We start from the raw sequence: 19,607 nt of genomic DNA, 5'->3' as shown, positions 1-19,607 counted from the left end.
ATCAGGTACAGGCGCTGCGCACGCTCATGGTGTCGGTCAAGCCTTCGAGCACTTTGATGATGCCGTACTGGACCAGCGTCTGCATGCCTTCGTGCAGGGCGCACTCAAATATTTGCTCCACTGGCGCCTTGGCCTGGATCAGTTTTTTGATGCTTGGCGTGGCCACCATCAATTCGTAAATACCAACGCGGCCTTTGTGCCCCGTGTGGTTGCAATGGTCACACCCGGGGGCGGTGTACAGCACGGGGAGCCCGCCATCAGGCGCTGCATACCGGGTGCGCCAGTCGAGCAGCACGGCATCGGGGTCCAACGTGGTGCCAGCGCAGTATTCATTGGCCATGGTAACCAGCTCTGCGGATGGTTCTGTCAATGGCGTCTTGCAGTGTTTGCACAATCGCCGTGCCAGACGTTGGCCAAGTACACCGATGAGTGCATCGGAAAAGCTGAATGGGTCCAGCCCCATGTCGAGCAACCGCACCACACTCTCTGGAGCGCTGTTGGTGTGCAGGGTGGACAGCACCAGGTGACCCGTCAGCGATGCTTCGATGGCAATACGGCAGGTCTCCTCGTCCCGCATTTCACCGACCATGATGATGTCGGGGTCGGCGCGCAAAAAAGCGCGCATGGCCGTGGCAAAAGTCAAGCCCGCACGCGGCAGCATCTGGATCTGGCGCAGCCCGGGGTGGGTGATCTCGATTGGGTCTTCGGCGGTCCATATCTTGGTTTCCGGGGTGTTCACTTCTTCCAGCAGCGAGTGCAGCGTGGTGGTCTTGCCTGAGCCTGTTGGGCCGCAAACCAGGATCAGGCCGTAGCTGCGGTGCACCATTTTCTTGAGTTGCACAGACAGCTCCGGGCTGAAGCCGAGTTCATCCACCGGCGTGGGATTACTGGAAGCCAGCAGGCGCATCACGATGTCTTCCAGCCCATTGGCGGTTGGCAGACTAGCCACACGCAGCTCCAGCTGGATGGGCGCAAATCGGGAAAAGTCAATTTTGCCGTCTTGCGGTTTGCGATGCTCGAGATGTCCATGCTGGCCATGATCTTGAGGCGAGATCATGGCGGAGCGCAGGGTGTAGGGCAACTTCATGTACTCGGACAGTACACCGTCGATGCGAAACCGGATGCGAGTCGATTGTTCACCTGGGTACGCTTCTACATGGATGTCGGAAGCGCCAGCCTTGTGGGCGTCTTCCACCATCTTGTTGACCAGGCGCACCAGGACGGTGTCGGTCTCTGACACCTGCTGGTCACTGACACCCGTGAGAGGCATTGGTGCTGTCTGCTGTGTGAGTTGAGCGATCTCGTGTTCGATGGAAACAGGAGAGTGCTGCGCCACAATGTTGGCGTACTCGACCGCAATGCGCGCGGACAACTCCTCCGGATTTGCCATCACCGGAGTAATTTGGAGCCGGGTGGACAGATGCAACTCTTCCAGATAGTCAGCATCCACCGGACTTTCTACCGCGACTACCAGGGTCTTGGGGGTGAGCAGCAAGGGCAATACATGGTGCGAAAACGCAAAGGCCTTGGGCACCAAGGCCAGCACTTCGAGAGCGATGGTGAAGTCGCGCAACGACACAGCCGGCAGTGCCAATTGCTCGGCAACTGCCTGGGTCAGTCGTGACCAGGTCAATGCGCCCATCTCCACCAGGATGTGGCCGAGCATATTGCTCTTCTTGCTCTTGGCATGATCCAGGGCTTGCAACAACTGTTCCCGCGAAACAAGTCCCTGGTCCATGAGAATGTCGCCCAGGCGCACCGGACTGTAGGGGCTCAATGTATCCGTTTGGGAAGCAAGCTCCACAGGCCCAGTGGCCGGTATATCTCCCAGATGGCCATCAAGCCGGGATTGTCGCCTTCGGTCCTGTTCTGCCAGCGCCTGTTTGAGCAGGTCGGGCTGTACGGCCGCCGTATCGACCAGTTGTTGTCCGAGGAGTGCACCAACCTGGTAGGTCTTGAGTGCGCTGTCCGGCACGAAAATGGGAATGACGTTGTCTGCATCTGTGCAAAGATTGACGAAAAGGCCATAGCGTGTCTTGACAAAACCACGGGTGCGTCCTTGCAATAACTCCCCACCTGTTAAGCAGACGACAAATTGGCGTGCTGTGGGGTTGACGGTGTGACCGCCGGACTGCTGGTACAGCCGGATCAGTTCCGCATCGGGCACCAGCGCCACGGGCTGCACGAGTTGTACACTTTTGATGTTGGCAAACCGGCGGCTTCCCGGAAAGAACTCTCCCTTTGCCTTGAAGCGCATGGACCGTGTCTGCGGATCAAAATCCTGCAATTGACCCAGTTGGCTGGAACCGTCTAGGTTGAACACCAGGGCCTCGGCAAAGCTCGCTTTCGTCTCGGTGTGGGCACGCTTGAAGAAGGGAGGGAGTGGCCAGTTTTCCATTGGGAAGTCTGTCAATGCGGGCGGTGTGGCAGTGCGTTCGCCTGGGTATTGTCGATGGCCAGGCCGTCGGTCTCGTTTGGTGAAACGCCGGCGGCCAGGCGGATGCGCAGGGAAAGGTCGGTGCGTGAGTCTGCGTTGTGCAACGCTTCTTCCTGGGAGATGCGACCCTCAACGTACAACTGGTATAGCGCCTGGTCAAAAGTGCACATGCCGACGCCCGAGCTGTGGCCCATGGCATCCTTGATGCCTGTAATATCGCCTTTCGCGATCAGGTCGCTGATGAATGGTGACTGCACCATCACTTCGACTGCCGGAACCAGCTTTTCCTTGAGACCGGGAATCAGGCGCTGTGACACTACGCCCGCCAAATTGATGCTTAGGTCCAGCAAGAGTTGGTGGTGCGCGTCCTCGGGAAAGAAATTGATGACCCGTTCCATGGCCTGGTTGGCATTGCTGGCATGCAGGGTCGACAGGCACAGGTGGCCGGTGTCAGCATAGGCCATTGCCTGCTGCATGGTGCCACGGTCGCGTATCTCCCCGATCATGATCACATCGGGCGCTTCCCGCATAGCGTTCTTCAGTGCCGCATCGTAGGACACGGTGTCGATGCCGACCTCACGCTGGTCTACCACCGATCGTTTGTGTTCATGGATGAATTCGATCGGGTCTTCGATGGTCAGGATGTGGCCCGTGGTCTGTTCGTTGCGAAAGTTCAGCATGGCCGCCAGCGTGGTGGACTTGCCAGAACCGGTGGATCCAGTCACCAAAATCAAGCCGCGCTTGAGCATGACCAGCGTCTCCAAAACGGGCGGCAGACCCAGTGCGGCCAGCGGCGGTATCTTGGACTTTATGTAGCGAATCACCATGCCGGTTTCACCGCGCTGCATAAAGACGTTGACTCGAAAACGGCCTATGCCTGAAGCCGAAATCGCCATGTTGAGCTCCATGCGCGCTTCGAACTCGGCAATCTGCTTCTCGTTCATCACCGAGTAGGCCAATCGCTTGACTTCACCGGGCGCCAGTGCCGGCATTTTTAGCGGGTGAGTGATGCCTTCGATCTTGACGTTGACAGGTGCACCGACGCTAAAGAACAGGTCGGACGCGGTCTTTTCAACCATCAAGTTCAGAAACGTAAAGACTTCCATATGTGCAGTCCCAGGTTATGGACCGATTATGACTGCGGCCTTGGCGTGGGTGTGATACCGCACACATCCTTGACGATTTGTCATCCTGAGCTGCCAAGTCGATCAATTGAATGGAGCACGGGTTTTACGAACAAAGGCGCCTCCGCTGGAAGAAGAGAGTAGAGTGGCGGTGGGCCTTACGGCCAGTAGGTTGTCGCAGCCTGCCTTCACCCACTTTGAGCAATGGGCGACACGCTGCGAGCGTGAACCTGCCGACTTGCATTTTCGCCATCAGGGTGTGATCTGCAGCCAAAATCTGTGATACGTGACACGGAAACCCAGGCCAACGTTGGGCAGGAATGGGTGGCCAGCTATTCAACCCCTACTGAAAGGCCACTTCGGAAAAGCTGCGCAGCTTGCGGCTGTGCAATTGCTCGGTGCCCTGGGCGCGCAGCAGTTCAATGGCCCGCATGCCGATGCGCAAGTGCTGGTCTACCCGCTCACGGTAGAAGTGGTTGGCCATGCCGGGCAGCTTGATCTCGCCATGCAGTGGCTTGTCACTCACACACAGCAAGGTGCCGTAAGGCACCCTAAAGCGGAACCCGTTGGCGGCAATGGTGGCACTTTCCATGTCCAGGGCGATGGCGCGGCTTTGGCTAAAACGGCGCTGGGGCTGGTTGTCGGGCAGTAGCTCCCAGTTGCGGTTGTCGGTGGATGCCACGGTGCCGGTGCGCATGATGCTTTTCAGTGCGGCGCCCTTAATCTGCGTAACGTCAGCCACAGCCTGCTCCAGTGCCACCTGGATTTCGGCCAGAGCGGGGACCGGTACCCACAGGGGCAACTCCTCGTCCAGCACATGGTCTTCGCGCACATAGCCGTGGGCCAGCACATAGTCGCCCAGTTGCTGCGTGGTGCGCAGGCCTGCGCAATGACCCAACATGATCCAGGCGTGTGGCCGCAGTACGGCAATGTGGTCGGTAATGTTCTTGGCATTGGCAGGCCCCACGCCAATGTTGACCATGGTGATACCTGCGTTGTCGGCACGCACCAGGTGATAGCCCGGCATCTGCGGCAGGCGTGGTGGCTCCTTGCCCAGGGCGTCGGCCGGCTCGGCCTCCAACCCCACACGTCGCGTCACCACATTGCCCGGCTGGATAAAAGCAATGTATTCGCTGGTGGGGTCGGCCATGGCGGCGTGCCCCAGGGCGATGAATTCGTCAATGTAGAACTGGTAGTTGGTGAACAACACAAAGTTCTGAAAATGCTCAGGACTGGTTCCGGTGTAATGCCGCAGCCGGTGCAGCGAGTAATCCACCCGGGGCGCGGTAAACAACGACAGGGGTTCGGGCTCGCCGGCGCGTGGCTGGTAGGTGCCGTTGGCAATGCCGTCGTCCATGGCGGCCAGGTCGGGCAGGTCGAAAACGTCGCGCATCCGGGTTCTCCGCTGTGCCGTCAGGTTACCTTCTACATGGTCGTTTTCGGCAAACGAGAAGTGCACCGGTATGGGCTGCGAGCTGGTGCCCACCTCCAGCTCCACGCCGTGGTTTTGCAGCAGCAGGTTGAACTGGTTCAGGTAGTAGTGCGAATACAAGTCAGGCCGAGTCAGCGTGGTCTCAAATCGGCCGGGTCCGGCCACAAAGCCGTAGCTCAGGCGCGCACTCTCGGGGGAGATGGTGCGCGAAACCGTGTCGGTATGGATGCGCACCATGGGGTAGCAGGCCCGCACATGGCCCATGGCATCGGCGCCGCCCACGAAGTCCTGCATGGCCTGGCGCAGGTGGTGAATGCTGCCGTCGTAGATGCGGGTGACCTGGGCCAGGGCTGAAGCGGCGTCGGTAAAGCGTTGGGGTGGGACAAAGGGTGGTAGATTGGGCATGCATCTATTGTGCCGTGGGGCTGTGACACCCGCCGCTTTGCGGAATAATACGCACTGGTGGCTATCCCTGTAGAAGAACATTACTTTCGTGCCAGATTTCAACGATTCACGCTATGTCGAAACCGGCTTTCCCTCATTGCAATGGGAGGAAGAGGATTTGCCCACGCGCCCCATGCCTCTGCATGAGCGTCCGCTACAGGCCCGCATCGACCACGAAATGGCTGTCATTGCCGAGCACCATGTCCGCATCGCCCTGGCCATCGAGAAGTTCTGGGGCCACCGCGACTGCGTGGAATACCTGCAAAAGCTCATCATGAGCGGCGGCCACCAGGATGGCCAGAGTCGGGTGGGTTTCAAGTCGGAAGTGGTGTCGGCGCTGATCAACCTGGCTGCTCTGCACCAGGCCGAATGACCGAATAGGCCCATTGATGCGCAAAACTGTAATAGGCACGCTGGTGCTGCTGGTCGTTGGCTTGGTGGTTTTTTTCAATGTGCCCACTATCGTTGATGGGCATATGAACACCGTCACACACCCTGCGCCCTATGCGGCCAGTGCCCCAGCCACCGCTGCGCACCAGGCGCTGTTTGTGGCCGATTTGCATGACGATGCCCTCTTGTGGAACCGCGACCTGCTGCAACGCTACGAGCGTGGCCACGTCGACTTGCCGCGTCTGCTGGACGGCCATGTGGCCCTGCAGGTGTTTGCCACCGTCACCAAAACGCCCAAGGGTTTGAACTACGAACGCAATGGTTCTGATACCGACAGCATTACGCTGCTGGCCATGGCCCAGCGCTGGCCCACGGCCACCTGGAACAGCTTGCTGGCACGCGCCCTGTACATGGGCGAAAAATTGCACCGTGCCGCGCAAGATAGCCAGGGCCGCCTGGTGGTGGTCAAGAGCCGTCAAGACCTGCAGGCCTTCATAACCGCCTGGAGCCAGGACAGCCACCGTGTTGCCGCCATCCTGGCCACTGAGGGCCTGCACCCATTGGAAGGCAAGCTGGAAAACGTGGACCGGTTGTATGACGCCGGTTTTCGCATCACGGGCCTGACGCACTTTTTTGACAACGAAGTTGGCGGCTCCGCCCATGGGCTGGAAAAGGGAGGGCTGACGCCCTTTGGCCGCCAAGTGGTTGCCAAGTTGGAGGAAAAGGGCATGCTGATTGACCTGGCCCACGCCTCCAAACCCCTGATTGACGACGTGCTGGCCATGGCCAAACGTCCCCTGCTGGTCTCGCACACGGGCGTAGCCGGAACCTGCCCAGGCCCGCGCAACCTGACGGACGACCACCTGCGGCGCATTGCTGCCACCGGCGGCGTGGTGGGCATTGGCTACTGGGACGGCGCGGTGTGCCAGCCCGATGTTCCCGCCATCGTCAAAGCCATCCGATATGCGGTGGACCAGGTAGGCGTAGCCCATGTAGGGTTGGGCTCCGACTTTGACGGTGCCACCCGCATGCCGTTTGACGCAACGGGCCTGCCGCAGTTGACCGAAGGCCTGATGGCGGCTGGCTTCAACGCTGGTGACATCCGCGCCATCATGGGTGGCAATGTGCAGCGTCTTTTGCTGCAGACTTTGCCCACGATCTGAACCGGTTTCATAAAAATTTTTATCCAATAGGCCTCTAGCCCTCGTCAATACTGCATAGGTAGCTATCAAAAAAGTAGTATTTACATGACCATTTCTCTCTCTGCTGCGCATTACCACTTTGACGTCCTGATTGTCGGCAGCGGCTTGGCCGGCTTGTCGGCGGCCTTGCATTTGGCACCCACCCACCGCGTGGCGGTGCTGACCAAGCGCGGCATGAGCGATGGCTCCAGCAACTGGGCGCAGGGTGGCATTGCGGCCGTGCTGGCCGAGGGCGACAGCTTCGACGCCCATGTGCAGGACACCCTGGTGGCTGGTGCCGGTTTGTCTGACCCGGCGGCCACGCGTTTTGTGGTGGAGCATTCGCCCGAAAGCATTGCCTGGCTGCGCGAATTGGGTGTGCCCTTTTCCGAAGAAGACGGCCATTTGCACCTGACGCGTGAAGGCGGCCACAGCGCACGGCGCATCGTGCACGTGACCGATGCGACGGGTGCGGCCGTGCAAAAGACGTTGATAGCGACCGTGCGCCGCACACCCAACATCACGCTGTTCGAGAACCACACGCTCGTGGACCTGATTACCGAACGCAAGCTGGGTTTGGCTTCTGCGGGTGACGCCACGGACAACCGCTGCCTGGGCCTGTACGCGCTGGACGAGGCCACTGACACGGTGCTCACCTTTAGCGCACCACACACCATTCTGGCCACCGGCGGGGCGGGCAAGGTGTACCTCTACACCACCAACCCTGATACCGCCACCGGCGACGGCATAGCCGCCGCTTGGCGCGCCGGATGCCGGGTGACGAACATGGAATTCATCCAGTTCCATCCCACCTGCCTGTACCACCCGCATGCCAAGTCCTACCTGATTTCGGAAGCGGTGCGCGGCGAGGGCGGGCGGCTGCTGCTGCCCGATGGAACCCGCTTCATGCCCCAGCATGACGAGCGCGCCGAGCTGGCGCCGCGCGACGTGGTGGCCCGCGCGATTGACTTCGAGATGAAAAAGGGCGGTTTTGACTGCGTGTACCTGGACATTTCGCACCAGCCGTTGGCCTTTTTGCTGGAGCACTTTCCCAACATTTACGCACGCTGCATGCAACTAGGCATTGACATTTCCAAGCAGCCCATTCCCGTTGTGCCGGCGGCACACTACACCTGCGGCGGCATCCATGTGGATTTGAGCGGCCGCACCGACATTGCCGGCCTGCACGCCATTGGCGAGGCCACCTACACCGGCCTGCACGGCGCCAACCGCTTGGCCAGCAACTCACTGGTGGAATGCATGGTGTTTGCCCGCTCGGCGGCAACCGACATCGTGGCCACGCCCCTGCCCCAACCACCGGCCCTGCCCGCCTGGGATGACAGCCGGGTGACTGATGCCGACGAAGCCGTGGTTATCTCGCACAACTGGGACGAGCTGCGCCGCTTCATGTGGGACTACGTGGGCATTGTGCGCACCAACAAACGCCTGGAGCGCGCCAGCCACCGTATTGCTTTGTTACAGGGTGAAATTCAGGAGTTTTACGCGCACTTTCATGTCACACGCGACCTGCTGGAGCTGCGTAATTTGGTTCAGGTGGCGGAGCTGATCGTGCGTAGCGCACACTCGCGCCACGAGAGCCGTGGTCTGCACTTCAGCCGCGATTACCCCAATACGATGGCCATAGCCGTGCCCACGATCTTGGTGCCGGACTGAGTTTTGGCTATCGCCGGATAGCGCCGGTGCGTCAATCGTCAGGCAAGACCCGCGCCGAGCTGATGAAGGCGATAGTTCTGCCGACTGGCAGGTTGGCATGCACGCCTTCCGCCATGGGCGGGTTGACGGCAGCATCCGACTTCCAGGTGATGATGAAATTGGCGCCCGAGCCGCCCGAGTCATCGCCACGGGGAACGAACAATTCCAGTGTGCCCAAGGGGCCAATGACCTGGGGTGTGGTGACGTAGTTGCGCAGCTTTTTGCCATCGGTGTCGTAGTACTGCGCCGACAGAACGCGGATGGCGCGGGCCGGGTCGGTATTGCGAATGTTCACCGAAACCGATAGCAGCGTTTTGGCCCTCTCACCTGCATTGGCCGTATCGCCATGCCAGATGTGGGAATAGATGGGCAGGTACAGGGTCTGCCCCGTGGAGCGGCCCGCCGCCGCTTGGGCATGCGCAGATCCGATGGAGAAAGCCACCAGCAGGCAGGTTAGAAATAGCCGCATACCATCCTCCAATGTGTTCAGGCCGCGCCGATGTTGGGCACCAAACCCGCCACTGGCTTGCCCGACTTCAAAGCCGCGGTAAAGGCCAGCATACGGTCAATCGGGCGGCGTGCCAGCAGACCCAGGGCCGGGTCCACGTGGACTGCGTTGGTGCCCGTCTCCAGCACATGGGCCAGCCCGGCCAGCCCGTTCATGGCCATCCAGGGGCAATGCGCGCAGCTCTTGCAGGTAGCGCTGTTGCCGGCGGTGGGGGCTTCATAAAACACCTTGCCCGGGTTCAGCGTGCGCAGCTTGTGCATCATGCCGTTGTCGGTGGCCACAATGAATTCGGGCGCGTCCATGGTGTGCGCCGCGTTCAATATCGCACTGGTGGAGCCCACGGCGTCGGCCAGGGCTATGACATCGGCGGGAGATTCCGGATGCACCAGCACTTTGGCGAGTGGGTGTTCTTTTTTTAACGCTTCCAGCTCAAAGGCCTTGAATTCGTCGTGCACGATGCAGGCGCCGTTCCACATCACCATGTCGGCCCCGGTTTCGCGCTGGATGTAGCCGCCCAGGTGCCGGTCTGGGGCCCACAGAATTTTTTGTCCGGCGTCTTTGAGCGCGCGAACAATGTCCAGCGCGCAACTGCTGGTGACCAGCCAATCGGAGCGTGCCTTCACGGCCGCGCTGGTGTTGGCGTAGACCACCACGGTGCGGTCCGGGTGGGCGTCGCAAAAGGCGCTAAATTCGTCAATCGGGCAGCCCAGGTCCAAAGAACAGGTGGCGTCCAGATCGGGCATCAGCACCGTTTTTTCAGGCGACAAAATTTTGGCGGTTTCGCCCATGAACTTCACACCCGATACCACCAAGGTTTGCGCAGCGTGGTCGCGACCAAAGCGCGCCATCTCTAATGAGTCGCTGACGATGCCGCCGGTTTCTTCGGCCAGGTCTTGCAGATCGGGGTGGACGTAGTAGTGCGACACCATGACCGCGTTCTTCTCGTTCAGCAGGCGGCGAATTTTGTCTTTGAGCGCCGCACGTTCGGTGGGGCTGGGCTCCACCGGCACGCGGGCCCAGGCATGGCGGGTGCTGCATGCACTGGCTACGCCCGCGAGCGTGGTGTCGGGCTGCTCGTAATCCACGTCAATGGTGGCGGCTGTGTTCGTCATGCCGGGGTTCCTGCCAATGTTTCAAAGCGCATGGAGTAGTCGGTGGCCTGCACGTCCTTGGTCAGGGTGCCAATCGAGATGCGGTCTACTCCGGTTTCGGCCAATGCGCGCAAACCGTTGAGGGTGACGCCGCCCGATATTTCCAGAATGGCCGGATTCGCTTTGGCGGCGTTCATGCGCACGGCCTCGTGCAAGTGGGGCACGCTCATGTTGTCCAGCAGCACCATGCGGGCACCGGCATCCAGGGCTTGCGCCAATTGTTCCAGCGTCTCTACTTCAATCTCCACAAAGTCGGCCTCTTTCGCCATCTTTGCGGCCTGTTGCAGCACCTGTGCAATGCCACCGGCGGCGGCGATGTGGTTTTCTTTGATCAGCACGGCATCATACAGGCCTATTCGGTGGTTGGTGCCGCCGCCACAGCGCACGGCGTACTTTTGTGCCAAGCGCAGGCCCGGCAGGGTTTTGCGGGTGTCCACAATGGCCGCGCGCGTGCCGGCCACAACGGCTACGTAGGTGGCGGTTTTGGTGGCCACGGCGCTGAGCAGTTGCAGAAAGTTCAGCGCCGTGCGCTCGGCAGTCAACAGGGCCTGGGCGCGACCCTGCACTTCAAACACCACCTGGTTGGCCTCGCAGCGGCCACCATCTTGCACATGCCAACGGATGTGGGCTTGGGGGTCCAGCGCCAGAATGGCGGCCTGCACCCAGGCCTGGCCGCACACTACGGCGTTTTCGCGTGCCAGAACATGGGCGCTGGCACCCTGGTCGGGGGCAATAAGGCCGGCGGTCAGGTCACCGGTGCCCACGTCCTCAGCCAGGGCTCGGGCCACGTCCGCGTGGGCCAGTTGGGCTATTGCAGCGGGTGAAAAATCAAACGACTTGGTCATGGAGAAAAGGCTCAAAACAGGTGCCGCCGGGTGTCGTGCAGGACGCGGCGCAGTTGGGGGTGGTTATCGATGGTACACATCTGGCCGCCGTGTTTCCGTTTTCAAGCCATAAAACCATGACGAAGACCTGCTGGGCGCGGCCAACAGTGCGGAAAATGAACTGGTGCAGACGGCCTGGCACTCGCGTCGCACCCATAAAAAAGCCCGGAATCGTTTTGCAATTCCGGGCAATAGCCAAAATAATAGCCAGCCCTCGTGGGTGCTGTGTAAGTCGCGCTTGATTCTAGAGCGATTTACCAGAATGCGCACGCGGGCTGGGTTTGGCGGGCTTTTTTAGGCAGCCGCCTTCACTTTCAAACGCCAGGCATGCAGCAGCGGCTCGGTGTAGCCACTGGGCTGCACCAGGCCCTTGAAGACCAGATCACAGGCGGCCTGGTAGGCCATGCTGGTGTCAAAGTTGCCAGCCATGCGCTGGTACAGCGGGTCGCCGCTGTTTTGCTGGTCCACCACCGCCGCCATGCGCTGGAAGGTCGCCTGAATGCGCCCTTCGCTCACCACGCCATGCAAAAGCCAGTTGGCCATGTGCTGGCTGCTGATGCGCAGCGTGGCACGGTCTTCCATCAGGCCGACGTTGTGGATGTCGGGCACCTTGGAGCAGCCCACGCCCTGGTCCACCCAGCGCACCACGTAGCCCAGAATGCCCTGGGCGTTGTTGTCCAGCTCCTGTTGAATCTCGGCATCGCTCCAGTTGGGGGTGGCGGTGACCGGAATTTGCAGCAGGTTGGCCAGGATGCCGTCACGCGCTTTTTCGTAGTTGGTTTTTTCCATCTCCTTTTGCACGTCGCTGACCAGCACCTGGTGGTAGTGCAGGGCGTGCAGGGTGGCGCCGGTGGGGCTGGGCACCCAGGCGGTGTTGGCGCCGGCCTTGGGGTGGCCGATCTTTTGCTTCATCATCTCGGCCATCAGGTCGGGCATGGCCCACATGCCCTTGCCGATTTGCGCCTTGCCGCGCAGGCCGCTGGAGAGGCCCACCAGCACGTTGTTCTTCTCATACGCGGCAATCCAGGCGCTGGTCTTCATGTCGCCCTTGCGGATCATGGGGCCGGCTTGCATGGCGGTGTGCATTTCGTCGCCGGTGCGGTCCAGGAAGCCGGTGTTGATGAAGGCGACGCGGCTGCTGGCGGCGGCAATACAGGCCTTCAGGTTGACCGATGTGCGGCGCTCTTCGTCCATGATGCCCAGCTTGACGGTGCTGTCGGGCAGGCCCAGCATCTTCTCGACGCGGCTGAACAGCTCGGCGGCAAAGGCCACTTCTGCCGGGCCGTGCATCTTGGGTTTGACGATGTAGACCGAGCCTTTGCGCGAGTTGCGGATGGCGTCTTTCTTGGACTTGGCTTCAAGTCATGCAGGGCGATGGTGGTGGTGACCACGGCGTCCATGATGCCTTCGGGGATTTCTTTGGTGCTGCCGTCGGCGGCGGTGTAGGTGATGGCCGGGTTGGTCATCAGGTGGCCGACGTTGCGCACAAACATCAGCGAACGGCCGTGCAGGGTGACTTTGCCTTTTCCATTGGCAGCCGAGTAAACGCGGTCGCCGTTGAGCCCGCGCGTCATCGTCTTGCCACCCTTCTCAAAGCTCTCAGTCAGCGTGCCATTCAAAATGCCCAGCCAGTTGCTGTAGGCCAGCACCTTGTCGTCGGCATCCACCACGGCCACGGAGTCTTCCAGGTCCAGGATGGTGGACAGGGCTGCTTCCACCACCAGGTCGGCAACGCCAGCGGCGTCCGTTTTGCCGATGGGCGTGGCGCGGTTGATGATGATGTCCAGATGCAGGCCGTTGTGCTCCAACAGCACGGACGATGGTGCTTTCGCTTCGCCCTGGAAGCCGATGAACTGGCTGTTGTCTTGCAGCTTGGAGGTGCCGCCGTCTTTCAGCGCCACGACCAACTGGCCGTCTTTGTTGACGCGGTAGCCGGTGGAGCCCACATGCGAGCCTTTTTTGAGCGGAGCGGTGCGGTCCAGCACGTTGCGGGCGTATTCGATGACCTTTTTGCCGCGCTTGGGGTTGTAGCCCACGGTCTTGCCGTTGCGTTGCAGGGTCTTTTCGCAGCCTTTGTCTTCGCTGATCACGTCGGTGCCGTACAGCGCGTCGTACAGGCTGCCCCAGCGGGCGTTGGCGGCGTTCAGGGCGTAGCGGGCGTTCATGATGGGCACCACCAGCTGCGGGCCGGCTTGCTTGGCCAGTTCGGCGTCCACATTTTTGGTGGTGATTTTCAGCTTTTTGGGGCTTGGCACCAGGTAGCCAATTTTTTCCAGAAACGCGCGGTAGGCGTCATATCGGTGGGCTTGGAAGGATCGGTGATGGGACCGGGGTTGGCCTTGTGCCAGGCGTCCAGCTCGGTTTGCAGGCGGTCGCGTTCGGCCAAGAGGGCGATGTTTTTGGGTGCCAGATCGGCCACGATGGCGTCAAAGCCCTTCCAAAACGCCGCAGGCGCTACACCGGTACCGGGCAGAACCTGCGTTTCGATGAAGCGGTGCAAATTGCTGGCAACTTGCAAGCGGTGGGCGGCGGTGCGTTCGATAGTGCGTTCGGTGGTGCTCATGGTGGGGGTTCTTCCGTAAAGTGAACAGGAAACAAAAATAATCGGGCCGGTGCTAGCCGGGTGTCTTGAAAAAATAGTAGGCGGTCAGCGCCGCGCCCACGGCGATGACGACGCGACGCAGCCAGGGGCCTTGCAAGCGGCGCGCCAGGCGCACACCCAGGTAGCCGCCCGCGCTGGCTGCCACCAGCATGATCAAGGTGTGCGGCCAACTGATGGCGCCTGCGGTGATGAAGGTCGCCACCGTGATGCTGTACACCACCGAGGACAACAGGTTCTTCAGGGCGTTGACTTCGTGCAGGTCTTCGTGCCCGGCAATAGACAGGCTGGCCATCATCAAAATGCCCATGCCCGCGCCAAAGAATCCGCCGTACACCGATACCAGACACTGCGCCAGCCAACCCACCACCGAGTTGAATGCCGTGGGGGGCTGTGGCGCGCCGCCGCCGCTTGAGCCAGGCGGCAATCTGCGGGCTGGCAGCAAACAAGCCGGTGGCAAACGCCAGCAACCAGGGAATCAACTGGGCAAACTGCGCGTCGCCCGCAGCCAGCAGCAGCAGGCCACCGGCCATGCCGCCGACCAGTGCCGCCACACTGAGGCCCAGCAAATGGGGGCGCATGCGGACCAACTCCGCACGGTAGCCCCAGGCCGCAGCCAGGCTGCCGGGCCACAGCGCCACCGAATTGCTGGCGTTGGCCACGACCGGCGGCACGCCCGCTGCCAACATGGCAGGGAACGAGAAGAACGAGCCGCCACCGGCGACCGAGTTGCGCCCGGCGGCAAAGCCCCCACAATCGCACGATCGGCTGTCATGCGGGCGGGCTCCCCGTGCATCAGACCCAGGCACCCACAGCCATCGCGCAGCGAGGTGCCGATGTGGGTGGGCTGCGGGCCAATTTCTTCCCACGGTTGCTGGCTGCGGTTGACCCACAGCGTCTGGTAGCCAAACCAGGTGGCGCCCAGTGCGTCCCAGGCATTGCTGCTGACAAACAGCACCTTGGCTGCTGCCAGCCCCAGGGTTTGTTCGCCCAGGGCATAGGCCTCTGGGGCGGTCTTGTACTTGCGCACCGGGTCCACGCTGATGATGTGGTCCACCAGATCGTGCAGGCCGCTGGACTTGAGTGCCAGTGTCAGCATGGCGGTATCGCCATTGCTCAGAATGCCGGTGGGAATGCCCTGACTTTTAAGCGCTTGCAGCACGGCGCGGTTTTCGGGGAAGGCGCTCAGGGACCGGTACTGGTTCATGAGCTGAGAAACTTGCTCATCAAATTCAGCGCTAGCCCTCGTCGAATCTATGGGTGCACTAGCTTTTTAATAGCAAAAACCAGCGCCGCGCGGGTCAGCTCCCAAAACGGCTGGTAGTGCGCGCCGTGGTTGCTGGTGGTCACCAAACGGGTGTATTCGATTTGTTTGTCGCGCCACAGCACGCTCAAAGCCTGGCCGTGGCCGGGAAACAGCTGCTCGGCCAGCAGCGCCACGCTGTACACGTCAAACAGCGTGCCATAGGCGTCAAACAACACAGCCTGTGGCGCGCAGTGGCCTGAAGGCTTGTGGCCTTTGGCGGGGGCGGACGCAGCAGTGGCAGGGGTTTTGGACATGCCTCTACTGTATTGCAACCTTGGCGGCGGATTAATTGGCTATTATTGAGTTTATTTGTGACTTTTATGTGGGTAATCCATGCAGCCAACTGAACCCCAGGTAACCGCCTCCGACGCCAGCCGCCCCCTACCGCTGGCCAACATCCGCGTCGTCGAGTTCACCCACATGGTCATGGGCCCGACCTGCGGCATGGTGCTGGGTGACCTGGGCGCGGACGTCATCAAGGTCGAGCCCTTGACCGGCGACAACACGCGCAAGCTGCTGGGCAGCGGCGCCGGTTTCTACCCGCTGTTCAACCGCAACAAAAAGAGCATTGCGGTGGACATGAAGAGTGCCCAGGGCCGGGAAATGGTGCTCAAGCTGATCGCCACCGCCGACATCGTCAGCGAGAACTTCAAGACGGAGACCATGCAAAAGCTGGGGCTGGACTACGCAACCCTGCGCAAGCTGGACCCGCGCCTGATCTACGTGAGCCACAAGGGCTTTCTGCCCGGCCCCTACGACCACCGCACCGCGCTGGATGAGGTAGTGCAGATGATGGGCGGCCTGGCCTACATGACCGGGCGCCCCGGCGATCCGCTGCGTGCGGGCTCCAGCGTGAACGACATCATGGGCGGCGTCTTTGGCGCGGTGGGCGCCATGGCCGCCTTGATGCAGCGCAGCCAGACCGGACAGGGCCAGGAGGTGCAAAGCGCCTTGTTTGAGAACAACATCTTCCTGGTGGCCCAGCACATGCTGCAGTTCGCGGTGACCGGCAAGGCCGCCGCACCGATGCCAGAGAAGATCTCACCCTGGGGCATTTACGACGTGTTCAAGGTTAAAGATGGGCAGCAGATCTTTCTGGCGGTGGTGGGCGACGGCCAGTGGAAGGTGTTTTGCGACGCCTTTGGCTTTGCCGACCTGCTGGCGGACGAACGGATTGCCAGCAACAACGGCCGGGTGCTGGCCCGTGATTGGCTGATCCCGCTGCTACGCGAGCGCTTGGTGGTCCACAGCGCCGTCGAGCTCTCGGCGTTGTTTGAGCAGCACGGCCTGCCGTTCGCCCCCATCACCGATCCGCAATATCTGTTCGATGATCCGCACCTCAACGCCACCGGCGGCCTGGCGCCCATGGAACTGCCCGATGGCCGCCAAACCAAGGTGCCGCTTCTACCCCTGATGCTGGGCGGCGAGCGCCTGGGCCTACGCCTGACCCGCCCAAGCTGGGCGAGCACACCGACGGCTTGTTGCAAAGCTTGGGCTATAGCGTAGACCAAGTGAATCGGTTGCATGCAGATGGTGTGGTGCTATGAAAAGCGTAGCTTGCCATGCATATTCCACGAGGGCTAAGAGGCTGGATGGTAGTGCGTTTTACGTAGGTAAAGGAGGAGCCCGCGCAGCGGGCGGGGGACACGGAGTAAAACGCACTGCCATCCAGACCCGGACGGACTGACATGGACAAGCTCAAACAGTTAGAAAGCTTCGTCTCCGTTGCCACCCGTGGCAGCCTGACCGCCGCCGCCATTGCCGAGGGCGTGGCGCCGGCCATCATGGGGCGGCGCATCGACGCATTGGAAGAGCGCCTGGGCGTGAAGCTGCTGCTGCGCACCACGCGCCGCATCACACTCACCCACGAGGGCAGCGCTTTCCTGGAGGACTGCCAGCGCATCCTGGCCGACCTGGCCAATGCCGAGGCCAGCGTCAGCGCCGGCGGCGTCAAGGCCAGCGGCCATTTGCGCATCACCGCGCCGGCCGGGTTCGGCCGCCGCCATGTGGCGCCGCTGGTGCCCAAGTTCCACGATCTGCACCCCGAGGTGACGATATCGCTCAACCTGTCGGACCGCATCGTGGACATTGCAGGCGAGGGCTATGACTGTGCCGTGCGGGTGGGCGACATGCCGGACTCGTCCCTGGTCAGCGTGCGCCTGGCGGACAACCGGCGTCTGTGTGTGGCGACACCGGCCTACCTGACACGCTGTGGCACGCCGCAAACCCCGACTGATTTGGTGCGGTTTGACTGCCTGACCTTGTCCAGCGATGCATCCCAGACCCGGGGCTGGGCCTTCCGATCCGCGCCGGGCAGCGGCGCCAAGAATGATGCGGTGAGCTACCTCAAACCCGGTGGCCCATTGGACTGCTCGGACGGGCAGGTCCTGCACGACTGGTGCCTGGCTGGCTGGGGTATCGCCTGGCGCAGCACGTGGGAGGTGGAGGCTGAGATCGCCGCTGGCCACCTGGTGGCGGTGCTGGAGGATTACGCCGCTCCGCCCAACGGCATCTACGCTGTTTTTCCACAACGCAAGCACCTGGCGTTGCGCGTGCGGCTTTGGATCGACTACTTGAAGCACCATTACGGCACCCCGGGTTTTTGGAAGACGCTATGAAACCAGAAGCGCGCTACGTATATTCCACGAGGGCTAGAGCCCTAAATGACTATCAAGCGTTGCCGAATTCCACACCCATCTCGCGGGCGCGCTGGTGGGCTGCGTGCAGGGCCTGGGCAAACAAATCCTTGATGTGACTGTTGTCCATGGAGGTGATGGCCGCATAGGTGGTGCCGCCCTTGGATGTGACGCGCTGGCGAAGGATCTCGGGTGGCTCATGGCTAGCGCGGGCTAGCTCACCAGCGCCGATAAAGGTCGCCACGGCCAACTGGTAGGCCTGTTCACGCGTCAGGCCCATCTCGGCGCCAGCGGCGGTCATGGCCTCCATGAAATAGAACATATAGGCCGGCCCGGAGCCAGATAGGGCGGTAACTGCGTCGAGCAGGCCTTCCTGCTCCAGCCATAGATACTGTCCCATACCCTTGACGATGCGTTCGGCGTGCTGACGGTCTGCGGGCGTGACGGCAGGTCGGGCAAACAGGCCGGTGATGCCCTTGCCAATCAGCGCCGGGGTGTTGGGCATGGTGCGGATGATGCGTTCATTACCCAGCCAAGCAGCAATGCTGTCGCTGGGGATGCCAGCGGCCACGCTCAGATGCAGAGCATTTGCGGTAAAGGCCTGCACGGGCTGGGTAGCCTCTTTGAACGACTGGGGCTTGACCGCCCATATGACAATGGTGGCACGTTCCAGAAAATCCCCGGCTACTGTATTGGCGGCAATGCCAAAATCAGTCTTGAGCCGCTCGCGGGCCTCGGCAAAGGGCTCCACCACGTCGATCTTGTTGATGGAAAGGCCCTGGGCCTGCAGGCCGCTGATCATGGCGCAGGCCATATTGCCGCCGCCAATAAATGCCAGATGTTCGTGCATGGTGTTCTCCGGTGGCTGGGGCGTTCAGGGTGCAAACGCCGTGCAGATGGACATTGTCGCAAAAAATAATTGCGCAAGACAAATAGCTGTGGCATAATTGCAGGCTTCGCTCGAATAGGGCGGAGTTTCTGCCCAAATGGATGCATCGTGAGTGGTTTACGGTGTGGACAGCGGGCCCAAGACTGACTCGGTGTCGGTGGTTGCCAATAAATCGGTGGTCGCTGCTCCTGGTGCAAGTTGGGAATATTGAAATGATCCAGACTGAATCCCGATTAGAAGTCGCTGACAACACCGGCGCGAAGTCCGTCCTGTGCATTAAGGTGCTGGGTGGTTCCAAGCGCCGTTACGCTACTGTTGGCGACATCATTAAAGTTAGCATCAAAGAAGCTGCACCCCGTGGCCGCGTCAAAAAAGGCGAGGTCTATAGCGCGGTTGTGGTTCGTACGGCCAAGGGCATTCGCCGTGGCGACGGTTCTTTGGTGAAATTTGACGGCAACGCAGCAGTGCTGCTCAACGCCAAGTTGGAGCCTATCGGCACCCGCATTTTCGGACCCGTTACGCGTGAACTGCGTACCGAGAAGTTCATGAAGATCGTGTCCCTGGCTCCCGAAGTTTTGTAAGGACACGACATGAACAAGATTCGCAAGGGCGACGAAGTCATCGTCATCGCCGGACGTGACAAAGGCAAGCGCGGGACGGTGTCTCTGCGCAAGGATGACTCCCATTTGGTAGTCGATGGTGTTAACTTGGTGAAGAAGCACACCAAGCCCAACCCCATGAAGGGCGCGGTAGGCGGTATTGTTGAAAAGACAATGCCCATCCACCAATCCAATGTGGCAATTTTCAATGCTGCAACGGGTAAGGCGGACCGTGTTGGTATCAAGGTGCTGGCTGACGGTAAGCGCGCTCGCGTCTACAAGTCCAGCGGCGAAGAAATCAAGGTGGCATAACC

At 61.0% G+C, this 19,607-nt stretch carries 14 protein-coding genes and 4 pseudogenes; 7 read left to right on the top strand and 11 right to left on the bottom strand.

What is annotated here, in order from left to right; genetic code table 11:
• Position 1: 1 nt before the first annotated feature.
• The 3 genes from IPI80_RS03045 to IPI80_RS03035 form a co-directional block, all read right to left on the bottom strand.
• Complete coding sequence (locus IPI80_RS03045) at positions 2-2,398, bottom strand: GspE/PulE family protein (protein WP_413857013.1); 2,397 nt, start codon at positions 2,396-2,398, stop codon at positions 2-4.
• An 11-nt stretch (positions 2,399-2,409) separates the two neighbouring features.
• Complete coding sequence (locus IPI80_RS03040; protein ID WP_413857011.1) at positions 2,410-3,543, bottom strand: PilT/PilU family type 4a pilus ATPase; 1,134 nt, start codon at positions 3,541-3,543, stop codon at positions 2,410-2,412.
• Positions 3,544-3,904: 361 nt separating this feature from the next.
• A complete protein-coding gene (locus IPI80_RS03035) occupies positions 3,905-5,398 on the bottom strand; it encodes an AMP nucleosidase (RefSeq protein WP_413857009.1) in 1,494 nt (497 codons plus the stop codon).
• Positions 5,399-5,486: 88 nt separating this feature from the next.
• Between IPI80_RS03035 and IPI80_RS03030 the strand changes: the two genes are divergently transcribed.
• The 3 genes from IPI80_RS03030 to nadB all read left to right on the top strand — a co-directional run bounded on the left by IPI80_RS03030 (position 5,487) and on the right by nadB (position 8,682).
• Entirely contained in the window at positions 5,487-5,810 is a 324-nt protein-coding gene (locus IPI80_RS03030) for a hypothetical protein (protein WP_413857007.1), read from the top strand.
• A 16-nt stretch (positions 5,811-5,826) separates the two neighbouring features.
• Positions 5,827-6,990, top strand: a complete 1,164-nt coding sequence (locus IPI80_RS03025; RefSeq protein ID WP_413857005.1) for a dipeptidase — start codon at positions 5,827-5,829, stop codon at positions 6,988-6,990.
• An 84-nt stretch (positions 6,991-7,074) separates the two neighbouring features.
• The gene (gene nadB / locus IPI80_RS03020) at positions 7,075-8,682 is read left to right on the top strand and encodes an L-aspartate oxidase (RefSeq protein WP_413857003.1); all 1,608 of its coding nucleotides are present in this window, start codon (positions 7,075-7,077) and stop codon (positions 8,680-8,682) included.
• Between the two features lie 31 nt (positions 8,683-8,713).
• On the opposite strand, the gene IPI80_RS03015 is transcribed toward nadB, so the two are convergent.
• The 7 genes and pseudogenes from IPI80_RS03015 to IPI80_RS02985 all read right to left on the bottom strand — a co-directional run.
• Entirely contained in the window at positions 8,714-9,190 is a 477-nt protein-coding gene (locus IPI80_RS03015) for a DUF3124 domain-containing protein (RefSeq protein ID WP_413857001.1), read from the bottom strand.
• 17 nt (positions 9,191-9,207) lie between these two features.
• Positions 9,208-10,341 (bottom strand): quinolinate synthase NadA, encoded by a 1,134-nt coding sequence (nadA, locus tag IPI80_RS03010; RefSeq protein WP_413857000.1) that lies wholly within the window; start codon positions 10,339-10,341, stop codon positions 9,208-9,210.
• The gene (gene nadC / locus IPI80_RS03005) at positions 10,338-11,225 is read right to left on the bottom strand and encodes a carboxylating nicotinate-nucleotide diphosphorylase (RefSeq protein ID WP_413856998.1); all 888 of its coding nucleotides are present in this window, start codon (positions 11,223-11,225) and stop codon (positions 10,338-10,340) included. The genes nadA and nadC overlap by 4 nt, the downstream gene beginning before the upstream one ends.
• A 333-nt stretch (positions 11,226-11,558) precedes the next feature.
• Positions 11,559-13,827 (bottom strand): annotated as a pseudogene (locus tag IPI80_RS03000) (malate synthase G).
• Positions 13,828-13,879: 52 nt separating this feature from the next.
• Positions 13,880-14,290, bottom strand: coding sequence for a sulfite exporter TauE/SafE family protein (locus IPI80_RS02995; RefSeq protein WP_413856996.1), 411 nt, complete (start codon positions 14,288-14,290; stop codon positions 13,880-13,882).
• 43 nt (positions 14,291-14,333) lie between these two features.
• A pseudogene (locus IPI80_RS02990) lies at positions 14,334-14,552 on the bottom strand (sulfite exporter TauE/SafE family protein); the annotation flags it as partial.
• 128 nt (positions 14,553-14,680) lie between these two features.
• Positions 14,681-15,423 (bottom strand): annotated as a pseudogene (locus IPI80_RS02985) (haloacid dehalogenase type II); the annotation flags it as partial.
• Positions 15,424-15,502: 79 nt separating this feature from the next.
• Here IPI80_RS02985 and IPI80_RS02980 point away from each other — a divergent pair.
• Together IPI80_RS02980 and IPI80_RS02975 are read left to right on the top strand one after the other, a co-directional pair.
• Positions 15,503-16,716: pseudogene (locus tag IPI80_RS02980) on the top strand (CaiB/BaiF CoA transferase family protein).
• A 141-nt stretch (positions 16,717-16,857) separates the two neighbouring features.
• Positions 16,858-17,787: a LysR family transcriptional regulator gene (locus tag IPI80_RS02975; RefSeq protein ID WP_413856994.1), complete on the top strand. Its 930-nt coding sequence runs from the start codon at positions 16,858-16,860 to the stop codon at positions 17,785-17,787.
• 52 nt (positions 17,788-17,839) lie between these two features.
• On the opposite strand, the gene proC is transcribed toward IPI80_RS02975, so the two are convergent.
• Positions 17,840-18,655 carry a pyrroline-5-carboxylate reductase gene (gene proC, locus IPI80_RS02970; protein ID WP_413856992.1) on the bottom strand — a complete coding sequence of 272 codons (816 nt, stop codon included), beginning with the start codon at positions 18,653-18,655 and terminating at the stop codon, positions 17,840-17,842.
• Between the two features lie 251 nt (positions 18,656-18,906).
• On the opposite strand from proC, the gene rplN reads away from it, so the two are divergent.
• Positions 18,907-19,275 (top strand): 50S ribosomal protein L14, encoded by a 369-nt coding sequence (rplN, locus tag IPI80_RS02965; RefSeq protein WP_413856990.1) that lies wholly within the window; start codon positions 18,907-18,909, stop codon positions 19,273-19,275.
• 9 nt (positions 19,276-19,284) lie between these two features.
• The gene (gene rplX, locus IPI80_RS02960) at positions 19,285-19,605 is read left to right on the top strand and encodes a 50S ribosomal protein L24 (protein WP_413856988.1); all 321 of its coding nucleotides are present in this window, start codon (positions 19,285-19,287) and stop codon (positions 19,603-19,605) included.
• Positions 19,606-19,607 lie beyond the last annotated feature (2 nt).

It is taken from the genome of Candidatus Aalborgicola defluviihabitans (assembly GCF_016705985.1).
In the GTDB taxonomy this organism is placed as follows: domain Bacteria; phylum Pseudomonadota; class Gammaproteobacteria; order Burkholderiales; family Burkholderiaceae_C; genus Allorhodoferax; species Allorhodoferax defluviihabitans.
Note: the sequence above shows the minus strand (reverse complement) of the source record. Positions and strands in the feature narration are given on the sequence as shown.

Excerpts from the sequence above, each read along its gene's own strand:
- rplX (WP_413856988.1), top strand. The coding sequence starts at position 19,285 with ATGAACAAGATTCGCAAGGGCGACGAAGTCATCGTCATCGCCGGACGT.
- nadB (WP_413857003.1), top strand. The coding sequence starts at position 7,075 with ATGACCATTTCTCTCTCTGCTGCGCATTACCACTTTGACGTCCTGATT.
- IPI80_RS02975 (WP_413856994.1), top strand. The coding sequence starts at position 16,858 with ATGGACAAGCTCAAACAGTTAGAAAGCTTCGTCTCCGTTGCCACCCGT.
- nadA (WP_413857000.1), bottom strand. The coding sequence starts at position 10,341 with ATGACGAACACAGCCGCCACCATTGACGTGGATTACGAGCAGCCCGAC.
- rplN (WP_413856990.1), top strand. The coding sequence starts at position 18,907 with ATGATCCAGACTGAATCCCGATTAGAAGTCGCTGACAACACCGGCGCG.
- IPI80_RS03015 (WP_413857001.1), bottom strand. The coding sequence starts at position 9,190 with ATGCGGCTATTTCTAACCTGCCTGCTGGTGGCTTTCTCCATCGGATCT.
- IPI80_RS03040 (WP_413857011.1), bottom strand. The coding sequence starts at position 3,543 with ATGGAAGTCTTTACGTTTCTGAACTTGATGGTTGAAAAGACCGCGTCC.
- IPI80_RS03045 (WP_413857013.1), bottom strand. The coding sequence starts at position 2,398 with ATGGAAAACTGGCCACTCCCTCCCTTCTTCAAGCGTGCCCACACCGAG.
- IPI80_RS03025 (WP_413857005.1), top strand. The coding sequence starts at position 5,827 with ATGCGCAAAACTGTAATAGGCACGCTGGTGCTGCTGGTCGTTGGCTTG.
- IPI80_RS03035 (WP_413857009.1), bottom strand. The coding sequence starts at position 5,398 with ATGCCCAATCTACCACCCTTTGTCCCACCCCAACGCTTTACCGACGCC.
- nadC (WP_413856998.1), bottom strand. The coding sequence starts at position 11,225 with ATGACCAAGTCGTTTGATTTTTCACCCGCTGCAATAGCCCAACTGGCC.
- proC (WP_413856992.1), bottom strand. The coding sequence starts at position 18,655 with ATGCACGAACATCTGGCATTTATTGGCGGCGGCAATATGGCCTGCGCC.